This is a genomic window from Modestobacter sp. Leaf380, from assembly GCF_001424485.1.
GTDB lineage: Bacteria > Actinomycetota > Actinomycetes > Mycobacteriales > Geodermatophilaceae > Klenkia.
The window spans coordinates 407,953-427,431 of record NZ_LMQC01000019.1 but is presented as its reverse complement, the minus strand read 5'-3'; the positions used below and the strand labels follow the sequence as shown (position 1 = coordinate 427,431).

The 19,479-nt window shown below is 75.8% G+C and carries 19 protein-coding genes and 1 riboswitch; of the genes, 10 read left to right on the top strand and 9 right to left on the bottom strand.

What is annotated here, in order from left to right:
- The first annotated feature begins 11 nt into the window (after positions 1-11).
- Both ASG41_RS14485 and ASG41_RS14480 read left to right on the top strand, forming a co-directional pair.
- Positions 12-857, top strand: a complete 846-nt coding sequence (locus tag ASG41_RS14485) for an alpha/beta fold hydrolase (RefSeq protein WP_200938927.1) — start codon at positions 12-14, stop codon at positions 855-857.
- Between the two features lie 19 nt (positions 858-876).
- Entirely contained in the window at positions 877-1,245 is a 369-nt protein-coding gene (locus ASG41_RS14480) for an MmcQ/YjbR family DNA-binding protein (RefSeq protein ID WP_056296690.1), read from the top strand.
- Between the two features lie 33 nt (positions 1,246-1,278).
- Here ASG41_RS14480 and ASG41_RS14475 read toward each other — a convergent pair whose 3' ends face one another.
- Positions 1,279-1,950 (bottom strand): NUDIX domain-containing protein, encoded by a 672-nt coding sequence (locus ASG41_RS14475; protein WP_056296069.1) that lies wholly within the window; start codon positions 1,948-1,950, stop codon positions 1,279-1,281.
- Between the two features lie 79 nt (positions 1,951-2,029).
- Between ASG41_RS14475 and ASG41_RS14470 the strand changes: the two genes are divergently transcribed.
- Both ASG41_RS14470 and ASG41_RS14465 read left to right on the top strand, forming a co-directional pair.
- Positions 2,030-3,049, top strand: a complete 1,020-nt coding sequence (locus tag ASG41_RS14470; RefSeq protein ID WP_056296065.1) for an SPFH domain-containing protein — start codon at positions 2,030-2,032, stop codon at positions 3,047-3,049.
- The gene (locus ASG41_RS14465) at positions 3,046-3,924 is read left to right on the top strand and encodes a hypothetical protein (RefSeq protein ID WP_056296061.1); all 879 of its coding nucleotides are present in this window, start codon (positions 3,046-3,048) and stop codon (positions 3,922-3,924) included. The genes ASG41_RS14470 and ASG41_RS14465 overlap by 4 nt, the downstream gene beginning before the upstream one ends.
- 83 nt (positions 3,925-4,007) lie before the next feature.
- Here ASG41_RS14465 and ASG41_RS14460 read toward each other — a convergent pair whose 3' ends face one another.
- Positions 4,008-4,592 (bottom strand): bifunctional 2-polyprenyl-6-hydroxyphenol methylase/3-demethylubiquinol 3-O-methyltransferase UbiG, encoded by a 585-nt coding sequence (locus ASG41_RS14460; RefSeq protein ID WP_200938925.1) that lies wholly within the window; start codon positions 4,590-4,592, stop codon positions 4,008-4,010.
- A gap of 38 nt (positions 4,593-4,630) precedes the next feature.
- Here ASG41_RS14460 and ASG41_RS14455 point away from each other — a divergent pair, with 38 nt between their 5' ends.
- Positions 4,631-5,965: a DNA polymerase IV gene (locus tag ASG41_RS14455; RefSeq protein WP_056296058.1), complete on the top strand. Its 1,335-nt coding sequence runs from the start codon at positions 4,631-4,633 to the stop codon at positions 5,963-5,965.
- Position 5,966: 1 nt separating this feature from the next.
- On the opposite strand, the gene ASG41_RS14450 is transcribed toward ASG41_RS14455, so the two are convergent.
- The 4 genes from ASG41_RS14450 to thiM all read right to left on the bottom strand — a co-directional run bounded on the left by ASG41_RS14450 (position 5,967) and on the right by thiM (position 8,927).
- Positions 5,967-6,623, bottom strand: coding sequence for a TenA family protein (locus ASG41_RS14450; RefSeq protein WP_056296055.1), 657 nt, complete (start codon positions 6,621-6,623; stop codon positions 5,967-5,969).
- Positions 6,620-7,468: a bifunctional hydroxymethylpyrimidine kinase/phosphomethylpyrimidine kinase gene (thiD, locus tag ASG41_RS14445; RefSeq protein WP_056296052.1), complete on the bottom strand. Its 849-nt coding sequence runs from the start codon at positions 7,466-7,468 to the stop codon at positions 6,620-6,622. Before thiD ends, ASG41_RS14450 begins: the two co-directional genes overlap by 4 nt.
- Positions 7,465-8,115 carry a thiamine phosphate synthase gene (gene thiE, locus ASG41_RS14440; protein WP_056296050.1) on the bottom strand — a complete coding sequence of 217 codons (651 nt, stop codon included), beginning with the start codon at positions 8,113-8,115 and terminating at the stop codon, positions 7,465-7,467. The genes thiD and thiE overlap by 4 nt, the downstream gene beginning before the upstream one ends.
- Positions 8,112-8,927, bottom strand: coding sequence for a hydroxyethylthiazole kinase (gene thiM, locus ASG41_RS14435; protein ID WP_235564806.1), 816 nt, complete (start codon positions 8,925-8,927; stop codon positions 8,112-8,114). Before thiM ends, thiE begins: the two co-directional genes overlap by 4 nt.
- Positions 8,910-9,005, bottom strand: a riboswitch (TPP riboswitch). It overlaps the preceding gene by 18 nt.
- Positions 9,006-9,131: 126 nt before the next feature.
- Between thiM and ASG41_RS14430 the strand changes: the two genes are divergently transcribed.
- From ASG41_RS14430 to ASG41_RS14420, 3 genes are read left to right on the top strand one after another with little or no spacing between them, the layout of a single operon-like run.
- The gene (locus tag ASG41_RS14430) at positions 9,132-9,695 is read left to right on the top strand and encodes a hypothetical protein (RefSeq protein ID WP_157519425.1); all 564 of its coding nucleotides are present in this window, start codon (positions 9,132-9,134) and stop codon (positions 9,693-9,695) included.
- Positions 9,692-11,233, top strand: coding sequence for a flotillin family protein (locus tag ASG41_RS14425; protein WP_056296040.1), 1,542 nt, complete (start codon positions 9,692-9,694; stop codon positions 11,231-11,233). The genes ASG41_RS14430 and ASG41_RS14425 overlap by 4 nt, the downstream gene beginning before the upstream one ends.
- A gap of 54 nt (positions 11,234-11,287) precedes the next feature.
- Complete coding sequence (locus ASG41_RS14420) at positions 11,288-11,719, top strand: GNAT family N-acetyltransferase (protein ID WP_082556940.1); 432 nt, start codon at positions 11,288-11,290, stop codon at positions 11,717-11,719.
- 150 nt (positions 11,720-11,869) lie between these two features.
- Here the strand turns inward: ASG41_RS14420 and ASG41_RS14415 are convergent, their stop codons facing one another.
- Together ASG41_RS14415 and ASG41_RS14410 are read right to left on the bottom strand one after the other, a co-directional pair.
- Positions 11,870-13,633, bottom strand: coding sequence for a helicase (locus ASG41_RS14415; protein ID WP_056296035.1), 1,764 nt, complete (start codon positions 13,631-13,633; stop codon positions 11,870-11,872).
- A 104-nt stretch (positions 13,634-13,737) separates the two neighbouring features.
- Positions 13,738-14,442 carry a hypothetical protein gene (locus ASG41_RS14410; RefSeq protein ID WP_082556939.1) on the bottom strand — a complete coding sequence of 235 codons (705 nt, stop codon included), beginning with the start codon at positions 14,440-14,442 and terminating at the stop codon, positions 13,738-13,740.
- An 84-nt stretch (positions 14,443-14,526) separates the two neighbouring features.
- Here ASG41_RS14410 and ASG41_RS14405 point away from each other — a divergent pair, with 84 nt between their 5' ends.
- Both ASG41_RS14405 and ASG41_RS14400 read left to right on the top strand, forming a co-directional pair.
- The gene (locus ASG41_RS14405) at positions 14,527-15,357 is read left to right on the top strand and encodes an ATP-grasp domain-containing protein (protein WP_056296029.1); all 831 of its coding nucleotides are present in this window, start codon (positions 14,527-14,529) and stop codon (positions 15,355-15,357) included.
- Entirely contained in the window at positions 15,354-16,187 is an 834-nt protein-coding gene (locus tag ASG41_RS14400; protein WP_056296027.1) for an alpha/beta fold hydrolase, read from the top strand. Before ASG41_RS14405 ends, ASG41_RS14400 begins: the two co-directional genes overlap by 4 nt.
- A 9-nt stretch (positions 16,188-16,196) precedes the next feature.
- Here ASG41_RS14400 and ASG41_RS14395 read toward each other — a convergent pair whose 3' ends face one another.
- Positions 16,197-19,451 carry a DEAD/DEAH box helicase gene (locus tag ASG41_RS14395; RefSeq protein ID WP_056296024.1) on the bottom strand — a complete coding sequence of 1,085 codons (3,255 nt, stop codon included), beginning with the start codon at positions 19,449-19,451 and terminating at the stop codon, positions 16,197-16,199.
- Positions 19,452-19,479 lie beyond the last annotated feature (28 nt).

Here is a 19,479-nt window from a genome sequence, read left to right as displayed (position 1 = left end):
GAACACCGGGCATGCGGCTCACCGATCGGCTCCAGGCGATGACGATGCACGCCACCGCGCGGTGGACGGTCCGGTACGGCGAGGAGCTGCGGTTCGCCGGTTCCGAGCTGCCCGACCCCGAGGTGGTCCGGGTGGGCACCGCGTACGGCCGGGTGCCGGTGCACGTCTACCGGGGCACCGGGGACGGCGCCCACGTGCACGCCCACGGCGGTGCGTGGCTGATGCGGTACCCGCAGATGGACGACTGGTGGTGCCGTTACCTGACCGCCAGCACCGGGGCGACCGTCTACAACGTCGACTTCCGCACCGGCCCCCACGTCGCGTACCCGGTCGCCCAGGAGCAGTGCCACGACGTCGCCGCCTGGGTCGCGGGCCGGCACCGGCGGGTGTCGGTCGGCGGGTTCTCCTCCGGCGGCGGGATGGCGGCCGCGGTGGCGCTGATGGCCCGGGACCGCGGCTCGTCAGCCCCCGTGCTGCAGGTGCTGGGCATCCCTGCCCTGGACATGGCATCGGAGCTCCCCGCCGGGACCGGGATGATCTCCCCGGCGCTGCGCGGCCTGGTCCGCCGGGTCTACTTCCCCGACGTCGCCACCCGGTCGGAGCCCTACGCGTCCCCACTGCTGGCCCCGGACCTGGCTGGTCTGCCGCCGGCGCTGGTGCTCACCGCCGAGCGGGACACCCTGCGCCGGGACGGGGTGCGCTACGTGCAGCGGCTGCGGGAGGCCGGCGTCGACGTCTGGCACCACGAGACACCCGGGGTGGACCACTACTTCCTCACCGAGGACCCCGTCCGTGCGCGGGACACGATGGCCCAGGTGGCCGACCGGGTGCGGTCGGCCCTTGCCGGGGCCGGCTGACCGGGCCAGGGTGACCGGCATGGCCACCTGGGCAGACGTCGAACGCACCGCCTCCGCGCTGCCGGAGGTCACCGAGGGCACCAGCTACGGCAACCGCGCCTGGGAGGTCGCCGGCAAGACCTTCGTGTGGGCCCGGCCGCTGGGCGTCGAAGACCGCGCCGACCTGGGGGACGACGTCCCCGCGGGCGAGGTGCTCGCCGTCCGGGTCGCGGGTGAGGGCGAGAAGGCGGAGCTGCTGGCCGCCGAGCCCGACGTCTGCTTCACCGTCCCGCACTTCGACGGCCACCCCGCCGTGCTGGTCCGCTTGGACGACGTCGACCCTGCCCTGCTCACCGAGCTGGTCACCGACGCCTGGCGCTGCCGGGCACCCGCGGGGCTCCGCCGCTGAACCCGCCGCGACGCAGGCCCGGGCTCGGCCGGGTCAGGCGTCGGTGCGGAGGAAGGGCGGGTGCAGGGTGTCGGCCGGGCCGCGGCGGAACAGCTGCGCGGGGCGGCCGCCGTCCCTCGTGGTGGTCTCGCCGGTGGGCTCCAGCAGGCCGGGGGTGCCGGTGACCTTGCGGTGGAAGTTCCGCGGGTCCAGGGCCCGGCCCCAGACGACCTCGTAGACCCGGCGCAGCTGGGCGACGGTGAACGCCGGCGGGCAGAACGCCGTCGCCAGGGCGGTGTACTCGAGCTTGGCCCGGGCCCGCTCGACGCCGTCGGCGAGCACCCGGTCGTGGTCGAAGGCGAGCCCGCAGGCGTCGGCGACGGGGACCCAGCGGGCGTCGGCGGCGTCGGTGCCGGCGGTGGGCAGCGGCTGGTCGGGCACCAGCGCCAGGTGCGCCACGGTGACCACGCGCTGGCGGGGGTCCCGGTCGGGGGCGCCGTAGGAGGCCAGCTGCTCCAGGTGCCCGACGGTGAGGCCGGTCTCCTCGGCGAGCTCGCGGGCGGCCGCGGCGGCCAGGTCCTCGTCCGGGCGCAGGAAGCCGCCGGGGAGGGCCTCTCGGCCCCGGTGCGGTTCGACGCCGCGGCGGACCAGCAGCACGCAGAGCGCGTCCTCCCGCACGGTGAGGACGACGAGGTCGACGGTGACCGCGACTGCCGGGTGGCCCATGACCCCACCCTAGCGTCACCTTGACGACAAGCCCTGCACCTGCTTATCGTCTGGCTGACGACAACAACAGGAGGCAGAGATGGCCGACATCGCCCGGTACCCCCTCGTGCGGCACCTGCGGGGCTCCGCGACCGCCCACGTCCAGCACGTCACCGCCGGCCGGCTGCGGCACGCCGGCACCGGCGCCAGCTTCTGGTTCCGGCCGCTGTCGGCCGTGCTCAGCGAGATCCCCGTCGACGACCGGGAGCTCCCGCTGCTCTTCCACGCCCGGACCGCGGACTTCCAGGACACCACCGTCCAGATGACCCTGACCTTCCGGTTCGCCGACCCGGTGCTGGCCGCCGGGCGGGTGGACTTCTCCATCGACCCGGACACCGGCCGCTGGCGGGGCACCCCGCTGGAGCAGGTGGCCGGCCTGCTCACCGAGTCGGCCCAGCAGCACGCGATCGACCTGCTCGCGGCCACCCCGATGACCGTGGCGCTGACCGGCGGCGTCCGCACCGTGCGGGACACCGTGGCGGCCGGGCTGGCCGCTGACGGTCGGCTGGTCGAGACCGGCATCGCCGTCATCGACGTCCGGGTGGTCGCCATCCGGCCCGAACCCGACGTCGAGCGGGCCCTGCGGACGCCGACCCGGGAGCAGGTGCAGGCCGACGCCGACGCCGCCACCTACTCACGGCGGGCCGTGGCGGTGGAGCGGGAGCGGGCGATCGCGGAGAACGAGCTGGCCAACCAGGTCGAGCTGGCCCGCCGCGAGGAGGAACTGGTCGCCCAGCGCGGGGTCAACGCCCGGCGGGAGGCGGAGAACGCCGCGGCCGCGGCCGAGGTGGCCGCGGAGTCGAAGGCCCGCCGGGACCGGGCCGCCGCCGACGTGGACGCCGAGCGCAAGCGGGTGCTGGGCGAGGCGCAGGGCGCGGCCAACACCGCCGAGCTGGCCGCCTGGGTCGACATGCCCGTGGAGACGGTCTACGCCCTGGCCCTGCGCCAGATGGCCGCGAACCTGCCGCAGGTGCAGAACCTGACCGTCACCCCGGAGCTGCTCACCGGCCTGCTGGCCAAGCTGGGGGCCGGCGGCTCGGGGGACGGCGGCCGGCCGTGAGCCTGGCGCCCCGGGTGGTGCTCGTGCACCGGGCCACCGAGCTCAGCGAGCTGGTGGCCCGGCACGGCACCCGCGGGCAGGCTGCGTTCTTCCTGCGCAGCCGCGGGCGGGACGTCGAGGAGGTCGCCGCGCACGACACCGCCCAGCAGGCCGCCGTCGCCACCGCGCTGGCCCAGGTGCCGCTGGACTGGCGGCGGGGCAGCGTCGAGCGGGCCGACCTGCCGCGCTTCCTCTTCGCCCCGGACGACGTCGTCCTGGTGGTCGGGCAGGACGGCCTGGTCGCCAACGTGGCCAAGTACCTCGACGGGCAGCCCGTCGTCGGGGTGGACCCCGAACCCGGCCGCAACGCCGGCGTGCTGGTCCGGCACCGGGCCGCCGACGTCGGCCGGCTGCTCGCCACCCGGGACCGGGTCCGGGAGCTCACCATGGTCCAGGCCACCGCGGACGACGGGCAGACCCTGCTCGCGCTCAACGAGGTCTACCTGGGCCAGCCCACCCACCAGACCGCCCGCTACCGGCTGCACGCCCCCGGTGCCGACGCCGAGCGCCAGGCGTCGTCCGGGGTGCTGGTGGCCACCGGCACCGGGGCGACCGGGTGGTGCCGGTCGGCGGCGCAGGAGCGGCGCAGCCCGCTGGCCCTGCCCGGCCCCACCGACGCGGCGCTGGCCTGGTTCGTCCGGGAGGCCTGGCCCTCTCCGGTCACCGGCACCACCTGCACCGAGGGCCTGCTCACCGGCGACGACGTGCTGCGCATGACGGTGGAGTCCGACGGGCTGGTCGCGTTCGGCGACGGCCTGGAGGACGACCACCTGACGCTGTCCTGGGGGCAGCAGGTGGCCGTCGGCCGCTCCCCCCGCACCCTGCGCCTCGTCTGACTGGGCCTCGTCTGACTGGGCATGGGATCCCTCGCATACGGCAGAGGGCGCACGCTGTATGCGGGGGATCCCATGCCGGGGCGTCAGCTGAGGACGGCGACCAGGAAGTCGGCGTCGTCGGTGAAGGGCTGCAGGTCCCAGGTGGACAGCAGCAGGTCCACCGACCAGCCGACGGCGCGGGCGTCGTCGAGGAACTCGGGGAAGGGGTAGCCGCGTTCGGCGCCGAAGCCGGTGACGGCGCGCCCGCCGGGCACCACGTGCGCGCGGAACCCGGCCAGCACGCGCCGCCGGGTGGAGGGCGCCAGGAACGCCATCACGTTGCCCGCGCAGACGACGACGTCGAACCGGCCGGGCACCGACAGCTCGGCCAGGTCGCCGACCTGCCAGGTGGGGCCGGGGTGGTCGGCCTGCGCGGCGGCGACCAGCACCGGGTCGGCGTCGACACCGACGACCTCGTGGCCGGCGGCGTGCAGCGCGGCACCCACCCGGCCGGGGCCGCAGCCGGCGTCGAGCACCCGGGAGCCGCGGGCCAGCATCGCGTCGACGAGCCGGGCCTCGCCGTCCAGGTCGACGCCGTCGGCGGCCAGCCCACGGAAGCGCGCGACGTAGCGGGAGGAGTGCTCGGGGTCCGCGGCCGACATGCGGGCCCACTCGTTCGTCTCGGTCACCGGTCGATCATCCCCGGCACAGGAGGATCATCGACCGGGTGCGGCGTGAGGCGAGTGTCCTGCACCTGGACCTGGACGCGTTCTTCGCCGCCGTCGAGCAGCGCGACAAGCCCAGCCTGCGCGGGCGGCCGGTGATCGTGGGCGGCACCGGTGGGCGGGGCGTGGTGTCCACGGCGTCCTACGAGGCCCGGGTGTTCGGTGCCCGCAGTGCGATGCCGACGGCCGAGGCGCGCCGCCGCTGCCCGCCCGGGACGGCGTTCCTGGGCCCGCGGTTCCCGGCGTACGCGAAGACGTCGGCGCTGGTGATGGACCTGCTGCGGGAGCTGTCGCCGCTGGTGGAGCCGGTGAGCATCGACGAGGCCTACGTCGACCTGGCCGCGGGTGACCACGACACCTCGGTCGCGGGCGTCACCGCGCTGGCCGAGGACCTCAAGGCCCGGATCGCCGAGGCCACCGGCGGGGTGACCGGGTCTGTGGGGGTCGCCAGCTCCAAGTCGCTGGCCAAGATCGGCTCCGAGCTGCGCAAGCCCGACGGGTTGACGGTCGTCGCCCCGGGCGAGGAGCTGGCCGTGCTGCACCCGCTGTCGGTGCGCGCGCTGGGCGGTGTCGGCCCGGCGACGGCGGAGCGCCTGGCCCAGATCAAGGTGTCCACCGTCGCCGACCTGCACCGGCTGACCCTGGTCGACCTCACCACCCTGGTCGGGCAGGCCCACGGCGCCGGGCTCTACCGGCTGGCCCGCGCCGACGACGACCGGCCCGTCGTCGCCGACCGGGAGGCCAAGAGCGTCAGCGCCGAGCAGACCTACGCCCAGGACCTCACCGACCCGGTCCGGCTGGCCGCCGAGGTGGAGCACCTGGCCGGCCGGGTCGGCACCCGGCTGGCCCGCAACGGGACGGCGGGCCGCACCGTCACCCTCAAGGTCCGCCGTTACGACTTCTCCACGCTGACCCGCTCGCAGACCCTGGCCCAGCCCGTCGACGACCCGCGCTCCATCGCCGAGGTCGCCCAGCGGCTGTTGGCCGGGGTGGACCGCACCGGCGGCCTGCGGCTGCTCGGCGTCGGCGTCAGCGGGCTGGCCACCTACGTGCAGGGCGACCTGTTCGCCCCGGCGCAGGAACCGGTCGCCGTCACCGACGAGCCGCAGGACGACGAGACGGTGCCGGCCGACCCCACCCCCGGCCCGGCGCTGCGGGTCTGGCACCCCGGCCAGGACGTCGCGCACACCGAGCACGGCACCGGCTGGGTGTGGGGTGCCGGGCTGAACCGGGTGACCGTCCGCTTCGAGGGCCCGAACACGGGGCCGGGCCGGGTGCGCACCTTCGCGGGGGACGACCCGGACCTGACCCCCGCGGACCCGCCCGACTGGCGGTGACTCAGCCCCAGCCCTCCCGCTGGTGCGCCGACCGCCAGAACCCCAGCTCGTACCGGGTGGCGACGGCGAAGGCCCGGTGCATGGCCTCGACCTGCGCGGGCGTGGCGTCCCGGGCGGCGGTGTCGGTGAGGGTGCGGGCCTGCCGGGTCGACTCCTGGAACGCCGGGTCGTCGTAGGCGGCGACCCACCGGGCGTAGGGGTGGTCGGGCGTGGCCCGGGCGGTGGCGGCCAGCCGGACGCCGGTGTCGGCGTAGACCCAGAAGCAGGGCAGCACCGCCGCGCAGCCCACCGCGTAGGGCTCCGTCGCGCAGGTGGCGACCAGGTAGGACACGTAGGCCAGGCACGACGGGCTGGGCTCGGTGGTGCGCTCGGCACCGCCGAGGACCTCCAGCAGGTCGGTGTGCAGCGCGCCCTCCACCACCCCGGCGCCGTGCGCGGACCGGGCCCAGAACGAGGTGGCCGCGGCGTCCGGTGCCCGGGCGGCCAGCAGGGCCAGCGCCCGGGCGTAGCCGGCCAGGTAGAGCGCGTCCTGCTCCAGGTACTGCCGGAACGCACCGGCGTCCAGCGTGCCGTCGGCGAGCTCGGCGAGGAACTCCAGTGCCTCGATCTCCGCCCGGACGACGGCGGTGCGGGTCCAGGCGTCGTCGGAGAAGCTCACAGCTCTCCCTGGGAGTACGCGCCGTGCGACACCGGGCCGTTGCCCGAGCCGACGCCCAGCCGGTCGGCGTGCAGCAGGGCGGCCTGCAGCACGTCCCGGGCTGCCTCGACCGCGGACGGCCAGTCCGGGCTGGTGCCGGCGGACCCGGCCGTCGTGGCCTCGGCCGCCAGGGCCGCGGACAGCGTGCAGCCGGTGCCGTGGGTGTTCGCGGTGTCCACCAGGGGACGGCGGCTCAGGTGCACCGACGTCGACCCGTCCGGCTCCCGCACGGCGAGGACGTCGACGCTCTCCCCCAGCTCGTGGGCCAGGTGCCCGCCCTTGACCAGCACCGCACCGGGGCCGAGCGCGAGCAGGGCGACGGCCTGCTCGCGGAGGTCGGCCACGGTGCGGGCCGGTTCCACGTGCAACAACCGGGCCGCCTCCGGCACGTTCGGCGTCACCAGGTCGGCGATGGGCAGCAGTGCCGTCCGGACGGCGTCCACGGCGTCGTCGTCGATCAGCTGGTCCCCGCTGGTCGCGACCATCACCGGGTCGACGACCAGCGGGCCGACCGACCGCCGGGTGAGCACGTCGACGACGGCGTGCACCACGGCCGCCGAGCCGAGCATCCCGGTCTTGGCGGCGTGCACGGTGACGTCGTCGAGCAGGGTCTCCAGCTGCTGGCTGACGAACGCCGCCGGGACCGGGTGCACGCCGGTGACGCCGTGGGTGTTCTGTGCGGTGAGCGCGGTCAGCACCGCGGTGCCGTAGGTGGTGCGCCCGGCGAAGGTGGCCAGGTCGGCCTGGATGCCGGCACCACCACTGGGGTCCGAGCCCGCGATGGTCAACGCCACCCGGGCGCTCACGCCGGCGCCCCGGTCAGCGCCCGGCGCAGCTGCGTGGCGGCGGCCCGGGGGTCGGCCGCGGCGCAGACGTCGGACACCACGCACAGCCCGTCGACCCCGGTCGCGGACACCTCGGCGACCCGGTCGGCGTGGATGCCGCCGATCGCCACCGCGGCGATCCCGGCGGTCCGTGCCCGGGCGGCCAGCTCCCGCACGACGTCCAGGCCCAGCTCGGGGCCGGCGTCGGGTTTGGTCGGGGTGGACCACAGCGGGGACAGCCCGACCAGGTCCACCGTGCCGGCGGGCAGCGCGAGGGCGGCGTCGAGGTCCGCGGCCGAGCCGATCGACAGGCCCAGGTGCAGGTGTGGGGCCAGCGCCCGCACCTCGGTGACCGGCAGGTCGTCCTGGCCCAGGTGCACGCCGTCCGCGCCGGCCAGCAGGGCGACGTCGACCGCGTCGTCGACCACCACCGCGACGTCGGGCCGGTCGGTCAGCGCCGCCCGCACGGCCCGGGTCAGCTCCAGCAGCTCCCGGCGCGAGGCCGTCTTGTCCCGCACCTGGACGGCGGTCACCCCACCGGCGGCCGCGGCGGCGACCACCTCGGGCACCGACCGGGGGGCGCACAACGCGGTGTCCGTGACCAGGTAGAGGGTGGGGTCGAACCTCATCGGAGGTCGGCGGCGGCGAGGTCAGCGGCGGCGAGGTCGTCGGGGCCGACGGCGTCCAGGGCGTCCAGCCAGGCGATCGCGAAGCTGCCGGGCCCGGCGGCGGTGGCCGCGGCCCGCTCGGCGGCCACCGCGACGTGCGCGTGCGCGGCCACCGCGCCCAGCAGCGGGGAGCCGGTCGCCGCGACGTAGGCCGCGGTGAGCGCGCCGAGGGCGCAGCCGGCGCCGGTGGTGCGGGTCAGCAGCACGTGCCCGCCGCCGACCCGGACCGTCGTGGTGCCGTCGGTGACGACGTCGACCTCCCCGCTGACCGCGACCACGCCGCCGGTCCGCCGGGCCAGGTCGGCCGCGGCCTCCAGTGCGTCGTCGGTGCTGTGGGTGCTGTCCACGCCGCGCCCACCGGCGCCCGCACCGGCCAGGGCGAGCACCTCCGAGGCGTTGCCCCGGACCACGGCCGGGCGCAGCTGCACCAGCTCGGCGGCCAGTCCGGTGCGGAACGGCAGCCCGCCCACCGCCACCGGGTCCAGCACCCACGGGGTGCCGGCGTCCCCGGCGGACCGGGCGGCCAGCCGCATCGCCTCCGCCGTCCGGGCGTTGACGGTGCCCACGTTGACCAGCACCGCCGAGGCGATGGCGGCGAACCCGGCCGCCTCCTCGGGGGCGTCCACCATCGCCGGCGCGGCGCCCACCGCCAGCAGCGCGTTCGCGGTGATCGTCTGGACGACGGTGTTGGTCAGGCAGTGCACGAGTGGTGCGGAGTCGGTCAGCGCGGTGCGGGCAGCCCGCAGGTCGGCAGCGTCCATCAGGGTCGACATCCCTTCGCCAGTGTCAGCTGGAGCAGGTTCGACGGGTGTGCTCTCAGTCCCGCGGTCGGGACACCCCGTGTCGACACCGATCCTGGCAGGGCGTGCCCGACGTCGTCCACAGGGGTGAGGTCCGTCCACCGAGACGGTCCCGTGCTTGATCGACCGGGACCGGGCTGTGAGGGTGGGGGGACCACACACGGGGAAGGGGCACGGTTGGACCCGATCGCAGTGACGTTCCTGGCCGTGGGCGGGCTGGGGATCGTCGTCCTCGTGCTGTCCCTGGTGGTCGGGGAGATCGGTGAGTTCGGCGGCGACGTCGACGGCCCGTTCTCCGTCCCCGCGCTGGCCGCCGGCCTGGGCGGCGTCGGCTTCGGCGGCGCCGCGGCGTCCGCGCTGCTCCCCCGGCTGCCCGGCGTCGTCACCGTGCTGTTGTGCCTGGTGGCCGGTCTGGTCGTCGCGCTCCCCCTCGCCGCCGGCGCGGTCAAGCTGTCCGCGGGCCTGCGCGACATGCCCACCGAACCCACGCTCACCGCCGGCCACCTTCTGGGCAGCCAGGGCGTGGTGGTCTCCACCGTGCCCGCCGGTGGCTACGGCGAGGTCCGGCTGACCGTGGCCGGGCAGCACCTCAAGTACGCGGCGCGCAGCGACGTCACGCTGCCCGCCGGCACGCCCGTGTACGTCGTCGACACCCCGTCGCCGACCTCGGTGGAGGTCGTCTCGACCGCACCCGAGAACCCGCACCCCCCTGCTCCCGAGCTCCGTGGAGGACCTTCATGACCCTGCTCTACGCCATCGGCGGCATCGCCGTGCTGGTGGTCCTGCTCGTCCTGCTGGTGCTGTCCCGGATCAAGGTGGCCGGTCCCAACCAAGCCTTCCTGGTCACCGGACGGCAGGGCCGCTCCGTCACCGCCGCCGACGGCGCCGTCAGCCGGGACATGTCGGGCCAGAAGGTCGTCATGGGCGCCAGCGTCTTCGTGCTGCCGGTGGTCCAGAAGCTGCACTCCATCGACCTGTCCAGCCGGCGCATCCCGGTCGGCATCCGCGGCGCGGTGAGCAAGCAGGGCGTCAAGTGCGACCTGGAGGGCGTGGCGATCGTCAAGGTCGGGGGCAACGAGTCCTCGATCCGGGCCGCCGCCCAGCGCTTCCTGAACCAGCAGGGCGGCATCGACACCTTCACCTCCGAGGTGCTCGCCGGTGCGCTGCGCTCGATCGTGGGCCGGCTGACCATCGAGGAGATCATCCGCGACCGCGCGGCCTTCGCCTCCGCCGTCGCCGAGGAGGCCGAGTCCTCCCTCACCGGCCAGGGCCTGGTGCTGGACACCTTCCAGCTGCAGGACATCCAGGCCGAAGGCACCTACCTGGCCGACCTGGGCCGCCCTGAGGCCGCCCGGGTGCTCAAGGAGGCCTCGATCGCCGAGGCCCGCGCCCGCCAGGCCGCGCAGCAGGAGCAGCTGCTCGCCGACGAGGCCATCGCGGTCTCCCAGCGCCAGCTGGCCCTCAAGCAGTCCGAGATCGCCGCGGAGACCGACGCCGCCAAGGCCCGCGCCGCCGCCGCCGGCCCGCTGGCCCAGGCCGCCCAGGACCAGCAGGTGCTCGCCGAGCAGGAGAAGGTCGCCGCGCGCACCGCGACGCTGACCCAGGCCCAGCTGGACACCCAGGTCCGCCGTCCCGCCGACGCCGAGCGGTACCGGGTCGAGCAGGAGGCCGAGGGCCGCAAGAACTCGCGCATCCTCACCGCCGAGGCCGACCGGCAGGCCACCATCGCCGCCGCCCAGGCCGCGGCCGAGCAGGCCAAGCTCTCCGGTGAGGGTGAGCGAGCCCGCCGTTCCGCCCTGGCCGAGGCCGAGGCCATCGAGGGCGCCAAGCGCGGTGAGGCCGAGAAGCTGCGCCGCCAGGCCATCGCCGAGGCCGTCGAGCGGGAGGGCTCGGCCGAGGCCGCCGCGATCCTGGCCAAGGGCAAGGCCGAGGCCGAGTCGATGGACGCCCGCTCGCAGGCGTTCAGCACCTACGGCGAGGCCGCGATCCTGGACCTGCTGGTCAAGGTGCTGCCCGAGGTCGTGGCCGCCGCCGCCGCGCCGCTCTCCAGCGTGGACAAGATGACCGTGATCAGCGCCGACGGTCCCGGCTCGCTGTCCCGCTCGGTGGCCTCCAACGTCGCCCAGGGCCTGCAGCTGTCCGGCGACCTGACCGGCATCGACGTCGCCTCGCTGCTCAAGCGGCTGTCCGGGGACGCTGCGGAGTCCTTCACCGGCAGGGGCACCGGCAACGGCACCCCGGTCCCGGTCGACGGCACCGTCGACGGCCACCCGAGCTGACCCGCGCCCGGCCGACCGGTCCACCCGGTCGGCCGGTTGCGTGAGGATGGTCCGGTGATCGTGGAGAAGCGCTTCGCCGACCTGACCCCGCTGGAGCTGTACGGCCTGCTCGAGCTGCGGGTCGACGTCTTCGTGGTGGAGCAGACCTGCCCCTACCCCGAGCTCGACGGCCGGGACACCGAGCCCGGCACCGTGCACGTGTGGGTCGCCGAGGACGGCGTGCCCGTCTCCTGCATCCGGGTGCTGGAGAACGGCGAGGACCGGGCCATCGGCCGGGTCGCGACGGCGCAGGGCGCCCGCGGCCGGGGCCTGTCCGCCCAGCTCATCGCGCGGGGTCTGGAGCTGTGCGCCGGGCGGACCGTCGACATCGGCGCCCAGGCGTACCTCGAGGCCTGGTACGGCCGCTTCGGCTTCGTGCGCTCCGGCGAGGACTACCTGGAGGACGGCATCCCGCACCTCCCGATGCGGGTCGTCGCCCCCACCTGAGCCCCTGCCCGACTCCCGCCTGAGCCCCCGCCCGAGGGTCGCGCGGGGCCGAGACGTCAGGACGGCGACGCCGACGCGCCCACCACCGCCGGTGTCGGCGTCGCCGTTCTGCGATGTCGGCTGTGGCGGCGGCTGCGGGGTGAGGGCCGGTCAGTCGGCGCCGGTGAGGGAGGCGGCGGGGAGCCAGTCGGCGTCCAGCAGCTCGGCGATCTGCTGCAGGCCGGCGGTGTCGCCGCCGGCGGTCGAGCCGGTGACGGCGAGGCGCTCGACCATCACCCGGGCAACCTGCTCCTCGACGGTGTCGGCGGCGAAGGCGATCCGCCACGGGGAGACCTGGTGGTCCCGGTGGGTGCGGCCGGTGACCTGGCGGGCGGCGATGCCGGAGAACCGGGGCTGGTGGAACAGCCCGACCCGCGGGGTGGTCGAGGCGGTGCGCCGACCGGGCAGCTGCTCCCCGGCGTGCAGGCTGATCGAGGCGGTCACGGTGAACACGCACACCCGGGACTCCCCGGTCTGGAAGCGCAGCCGCTCGGCCTCGACGTCGAAGCGGTCCCGGCCGTAGATGCCCGATACGCCGATGCCGGCGTCCAGCAGGGCCTGCCGGATCGGGTCGGCGGCGGTCTCCACGAACTCCACCGACACCGCGACCTGCCGGTCGGCCTCCACCTGCGCCTTGACCCAGTCGACGGTCGCCGGCACCCGGATCAGCCCGGCCTTCTGCCGGAACCGGAGCAGGGCCGCCCGGCCGCGGGCGGTCTGCTTCGCCCGTCGGGCCAGCTGCATCTCGGCCCGGAACTCCTGCCAGCCGGCGTCGTACTGCGCCCGCTCGGCCGGGGTCAGCTCGACCGCCGTCCCGGTCACCTGCACGTCGCCCCAGGGGGCCGCGCGGTGCAGCGTGGAGGGCGGGTCGGTGTCGGTCAGCCAGCCGCGCAGCCGGGCCAGGTCGGCGCGGCGCTCGTCGGGGTCCTCGGTCCAGGTGGCGCCGTACCGGCCCCGTTCCACGTGGAACCCGTGCTCGGTGAGCCGGGTCGGCAGGTCCGACCAGGCGCGCAGCGGCTCGTCGTGCAGCGCGGCGAAGTGCGGGGCCAGGTAGGGCAGCTCCAGCGGGGAGTGCGCCGGGGTGGCGGTGGTGAGCAGCACGAAGGGCGCGTCCTTCACCCGACCCGACCCGGACACCGCCTTCCAGTGCTTCCACCGCTGGGTCGTGGTGTGACGCACCATGTGCGCCTCGTCGGCGACGACGACGTCGAAGGACAGCGAGCGCACCTTGGCCAGCCGGTCCCAGGTGGTCACGCACCAGCGCAGGCCGCCGTCCCCGAAGGCGGCGATCGACCGGGTCCAGTGCGGCACGGTGATGGCTGCCGGCCGGTCGGCGACGACGAGCACCCGCCGGGAGCCGCGCTGGGCGGCGATCTGCTGCACGGCCAGCACCGCGGTGCCGGTCTTGCCGACGCCGGGGTCGTCGCCGAGCAGGAACATCCGGCCACCCGCCGCGGCGTGCGCAGCGATCGCGGCCGCCCCGCTGACCTGCTCGGCCCGGGGGGTCATCGGCTCACCGGCCGGCAGCGGGCGGGGCTCGGCGTTGAGCTCGTCCTCCAGGAAGCGCTCGAACGTGTACGGCCCGGGGACGTAGCCGGCGAGCTCGGGCGGGGGCTGCGCGCCGACCCAGACGTGGGCCTGCAGGTCGGCGTCCCAGACCGCGCCGGGCGCGGGTGCGCGGAAGGGCACCGCCAGCACCCACACCCGCTCCCCCGGGCCGGCGGCGGGCCTGGTGACGGGTGCGGCCGCCTTCCGGGGTGCCGCCTTCCGGGGTGCGGCCTTGCGGGGCGCGGCCGTGCGGGGTGCGGCGGCCCGCGGGGTCGCGGACGACGTCGACCGGCGGGTCGGGCTGGCACGACGACGGCGACCGGGCACGGGGCTCCTCGGCTGGGTGGGGCGGGACCCGAGCGACGCTGGGTCAGGGGTCCGACAACCGTGTCAGGCGGCCCGACCGGCGCCGGGCCGGGGGTCGGACGGCGTCAGGCGGCCAGCGTCCGGACCACCCGCTGCGCCCCGGCCAGGGCCAGCACCGATCCCAGCGAGCGGGCCGGGTCCAGTGGTCCGCGGGCGCCGACGGCGGCGGGCACGGTGAGCAGGTCGGTGAACGCGGCGCCGGCCCAGCCGGCCTCCACGACGCACAGCTCGGGGTGGAACTGGACGCCGGCCACCCGGGGGCCCACCGTGAAGCCCTGCACGGTGCTGACCTCGTCGGTCCAGGTCAGCCGGACGCCGGGGGTGCGCAGGTAGGACGCGGGGACCTGCTGGACGTGCGCGGTGGCCACGTGGACGTCGGGCACGCCGCGCCCGCGCAGCGTCGTCGTCCCCACCTCGCCGCCGCCGGGGACGGCCTCGGGCAGTACGTCGCCGCTGACCGCGGCGATCATCTGGGCGCCCAGGCAGATGCCCACGACGGAGGCCCGGTCGGCGTCGGCGGCGGCCAGCCCGGCGCGGACGGCGTCGAGCCGGTCGGCCATCGCGGCGGTGCCGGAGGAGACGGGCTCCAGCCCGCCGGTGAACACGTGCAGCACGCCGGGCCGGCCCTGGTGCTCGGCGGCGGGGTCGCCCCACGGGACGACGGAGACGTGCCAGCCCAGGCTCGTCAGCACCTCGGCGACCGGCTCGCCCCACCCGACCGACGCCCAGGCGGTGCCGCTGCCCGCCCAGACCACCGCCTCTCCGCTCATCACCGGGACACCATGACCCTGGGTGACCACCCGTCCGGGTGCACGACACGGTCGGGGGACTACCGGGCACGTCACACTGGTCCCGTGCTGCTGCTCCTGCCCCGTGACCCGCTCGCGCCCCGTCGGGTGGACGAGCACTGGGCGCCCGAGGCGGCCGCCGCCGCGGAGCTGGGCCTGACCGTCGCGCTGGTCGACCACGACGAGCTGACCCGGTCCGAGCCCGACCTCGCGCGGGCCGTGCGCGGCGTCCCGGCCGACGAGGACGCCGTCTACCGGGGCTGGATGCTGCGCAGCGGGCAGTACGCCGGGCTGGCCGAGGCGCTGGCGGCCCGTGGCACCCGGCTGCGCACGTCGCCGGAGCAGTACCGGACCGCCCACGAGCTGCCCGGCTGGTACCCGGCGCTGGCCGGGGTCACCCCGGAGTCGCGCTGGGACACCGGCGGGGACGCGGCCTGGCTCGGCAGCGGTGCCGCCGTGCTGCGCGACCACACCAAGTCCCTCAAGCACTCCTGGCACGAGGCCTGCCTGGTCCCCGACGTCACCGACGCGGTGGCCGCCCGCCGGGTCGTTGACCGGTTCGTGGAGCTGCGGGGTGAGGACCTGGTGGGGTCGGTCGTCGTCCGCCGGTTCGAGGAGTTCACCGGCCCCGAGGCCCGCACCTGGTGGGTGGGGGGCCGGTGCGCGCTGGTCACCGCGCACCCCGACACCCCGGGCGAGGTGCCGCAGGACCCCGACCTCGCCGTCCCCGCCGCCGGCGTGACCGCGCTGGGCCTGCCGTTCGTCACCGTCGACCTGGTGCGGCGCGCCGACGGCGTCTGGCGGGTGGTGGAGCTGGGCGACGGGCAGGTCAGCGACCGGCCGACCAGCACCCCGGCCGCCGAGCTGCTGGCCGCTCTGGCCGGGGTCGCGGCGTGAGCGCCGACCTCGAGCTGGCCACCCGCACGCTGGGCGACGCCGGCCCCCGGGTCGCCTTCGTGCACGGGCTGTTCGGTCAGGGACGCAACTGGACGACGATCGCCCGGCGGCTGGCCGACGAGGGCCACCGGGTGACGCTGGTGGACCTGCCCGACCACGGCCACTCGCCGTGGACCGACCGGGTCGACTACGTGGACATGGCCGAGCAGCTGGCCCGGCTGCTGGCCTCCTGGGACGAGCCGGTCACCCTGGTCGGGCACTCGATGGGCGGCAAGGTGGCGATGCAGCTGGCGCTGCGGCACCCGGAGCTGCTGCGCGCGCTGGTCGTCGTCGACATCTCCCCCTCGGTCTACCCGGAGTCCGGCGGCCGCACCGGGGACCCGGACGAGGAGGCGTCGCCGTTCGCGGCCTTCATCGCCGCGATGCGGGCCATCGACCTGGACGCCCTCACCAGCCGGGAGGACGCCGACGCCGCCCTGCGCCCGGCGGTGCCCAGCGACATGGTGCGGGCGTTCCTGCTGCAGTCCCTGGTGCGCGACGGCACGAAGGGGTGGCGCTGGCGGCTGAACCTGGAGCTGCTGGGCCGGGACCTGGGCGTGCTGCGACAGTTCCCCGAGCCGCCGCCCGGTGCGGTCTACGACGGCCCGGTGCTGTGGATCGCCGGCGCCTCCTCCACCTACGTGCTGGAGTCCGACCGGCCGCGGATGACCGAGCTGTTCCCCCGGGTGCGGCTGCTGCGGGTCAAGCACGCCGGGCACTGGGTGCACTCCGAGCAGCCCGAGGTGTTCACCGAGGCGGTGCGGCGGTTCCTGGTGCAGGTGGAGGACTGAGCGAGGGGGTCAGGCGAAGAGCCCGCGCACGTCGTCGGCGGTGAGCGCCCCCGAGGACAGTGCGCCCTCCCCCACCACGTTGCTGAACAGCTCGGACTTGCGCGCCTTGAGCTCCATGACCTTCTCCTCGATGGTCCCGGCGGCGACGAGCCGGTAGACCATCACGGTCTTGTCCTGGCCGATCCGGTGCGTCCGGTCCACGGCCTGGGCCTCGGTCGCCGGGTTCCACCACGGGTCCAGCACGTAGACGTAGTCGGCCTCGGTGATGGTCAGGCCCGAGCCGCCGGCCTTCAGGCTGATCAGGAACACCGGCGCCGTCCCGGTGCGGAAGCCCTCCAGGACGGCGTCCCGGTCGCGGGTGGAGCCGTCCAGGTAGGCCCAGTCGATGCCCTCGGCGGTCAGCCGGTCCCGGATCCGCTTGAGGAAGCGGGTGAACTGGCTGAACACCAGCACCCGGTGGCCCTCCTCGACGACCTCGGTGAGGTGCTCGACGAAGGCGTCGGCCTTGCTGGAGGCGACGTCGGCGTACTCGGGGTCCACCAGCGCCGGGTCCAGGCTCAGCTGCCGCAGCAGGGTGAGGGACTGGAAGATGGTGAACCGGTTCTTGGCCATGTCCTCGACCAGGCCGAGCACCTTGGACCGCTCCCGCTGCAGGTGGGTCTGGTAGAGCTTCTCGTGCTCGGGGTTGAGGGTCACCTCCAGCACCTGCTCCTGCTTGGGCGGCAGCTCCGGGGCCACCGCCTCCTTGGTGCGGCGCAGCACCAGCGGCCGGATCCGGCGGCGCAGCGTGGCCAGCCGCTCCCGGTCGCCGTCGCGCTCGATGGGCGTGCGGAAGTGGTGGGTGAAGGCGGAGGGGTCCGGGAAGAGGCCGGGCGCGGTGATCGACAGCAGCGACCACAGGTCCATCACGCTGTTCTCCAGCGGCGTGCCGGTCAGCGCCAGGGTGAACGGGGCGTCGAGCTTGCGGGCGCACTGGTAGGTGCGGCCCTGGTGGTTCTTCACCGTCTGCGCCTCGTCGAGCACCAGCCCGCGCCAGGGCAGTGCCTGCAGCTGCTCGTCCTCCAGCCGGAACACCGCGTAGGAGGTGACGACGACGTGCGCACCGGCCACGTGCTGCGCCAGCGTCGTCCCGCGGCGGCGCTCGGTCTCCCGGACGACGGCCACCCGCAGGTCGGGGGTGAACCGGGCGGCCTCCCGGGCCCAGGTGGACAGCACGCTGGTCGGGGCGACGACGAGCACCGGCGTCTCGTCCAGCTCGCCGGCCTCGTGCGCGCGGGCCAGCAGCGCCAGGGTCTGCAGGGTCTTGCCCAGCCCCATGTCGTCGGCGAGCACCCCGCCCAGCCGCCGGTCCCACAGGAAGGACAGCCAGGCGTAGCCGTCGTACTGGTAGGGCCGCAGGTCCGCGGCCAGCCCGGCGGGGGCCTTGGGCGGGTCGGCGGTGCCGCCGTCGAGCAGGCCCTGCACGTCGCGGGTCCAGCGGGTGCTCTGCTCCTCCAGCACGCCCAGGGTGAGCAGCTCCTCCCACCAGCCGGCCTGGAACCGGTTGACCGCGACGACGCCGTCGGCGGGCACGTCCTCCAGGCCGCGGGCCTCCTCGATGAGCTCGCGGAGCCGGTCGAACTCCGGGCGCTCCAGGGAGAACCAGGTGCCGGTGACCAGCATCAGCCGGGTCCGGCCGCTGACCAGGGCCTGGAAGAGCTGCGCGAAGGGCACCACCTGGCCCTCGACCGTGACCGCGACGCCCAGGTCGAACCAGTCCGAGGAGGTGTTGTCCCTGGCGGTGAAGGCGATCTGCGGTGCCGAGGTGGACTGCCGGTAGTCCGGCGGCGCGCCCTGCAGGACGACGTCCAGCCCGGGGTCGGCCTCCAGCGCGGGCAGCACCTCGGTGCTGAACTCCATCGCCTCCATGCCGCGCAGCTCGGCGTGCACGGCCAGCCGGCGGTCCAGCGTCCACAGCTCCGGCAGACCCCCGGCGACGCCGGGCAGCTGGCGCTCCAGCTCCCGCTCGGCGGGCAGGTCCCGGCCGGTGCCGGGCTCCTCGGTGTCGTCCAGGGCGGGCGGGAAGGACCGGTCCGGCCCGTACTGCACCTCCCAGGACAGGTCCACCGACAGGTCGCCGGGGTACCGGACGGTCAGGCACAGCCGGGGGGTGACGACCTCGGGCAGTGGCAGCGAGTCGTCGGCGGACACCACCGGCACCCGGGCCCGCAGGTCGGGGTACCAGTCCCGGAGGAAGCGGTCGACGTCGCCGGCGGGGATGGCGACGCTGCCGCCCCGGGCGGCCAGGCCGGCCAGCGCCGGGGCGGCCGGTCGGTCCAGGCGGGCGATGAGCAGCGCCGTCCCCGGGTCGGGCTCGTAGACGGTGACGCCGTGCGCCGGGTGCCCCAGGAAGGACAGCTGGGCGGCCTCCCGGACCCGGCCGCCGGCCCGCAGCACCGCGTGCAGCCGGGCGCCGTCGGGTCCGCGGCGGGCGTCGACGGCGATCTCGGCGGCGTCCTGGAGCAGGAGGACCGGCCGCGGCCGGCTGCCGGCACTGACCAGCGCGACGCCGTCGCCGACGGCCTGGTCGAGCATCCGCCACAGGCCCGGGCCGAACTCGTGCAGGTACACGTCGGTCGGGGCGTAGGAGTAGTACTGGTTGCGCGAGGCCTGGTGGGTGGCGAACAGCGCGCGCAGCGCGGCCACGTGGGTGGGGTCCCAGCCGGCCTGCGCGTTGTCGTACTGCAGCTGCTTCCAGGTGATGCCGGTACGCACCCACCGCCCGTTCCGCCCGGGGACGACGGGGCGCAGCTTCACCAGTCGCGGCCGCGCACCCGGTGCGCCCACCGAGGCCCGGCCGGCGAGCTCGGCGGCGACGTCGAACTGCAGGCCGACCGGCACCGGGGCCGACCCGCGGCCGGCGGGGGCGCCGACCAGCTCGGCGAGGGCGCGCTCCCACTCGGGGACGACGGGGCCCGGGTCGGTCGCTGTGCGCGAGCGCAGCACCAGCAGGGCGGCGACCGCGTGCTTGCACTCCACCGCGACCGGGCAGGTGCAGACGCTGGTCCAGCCCTCGCGGTCGCGGCCGGCCAGCAGCATCGTCGTCCGGTAGGGCTGGGGGGCCGAGCCGCGCACGGTGGCGCTGATCCGCCGGCCGTCCGGGGAGGGCTCGACGGACTGCACGCCGCCGGAGTCGGCGACCGCGAGGGCCCGCCGGAAGACCTCGGGGCCGACGTGCGCGGTGAGGGCGGCGTCGGTCGCCTCCACCCCCCACGCCTCGAGCACCCCGCCAGGCTACGGCGGGGGTACGACA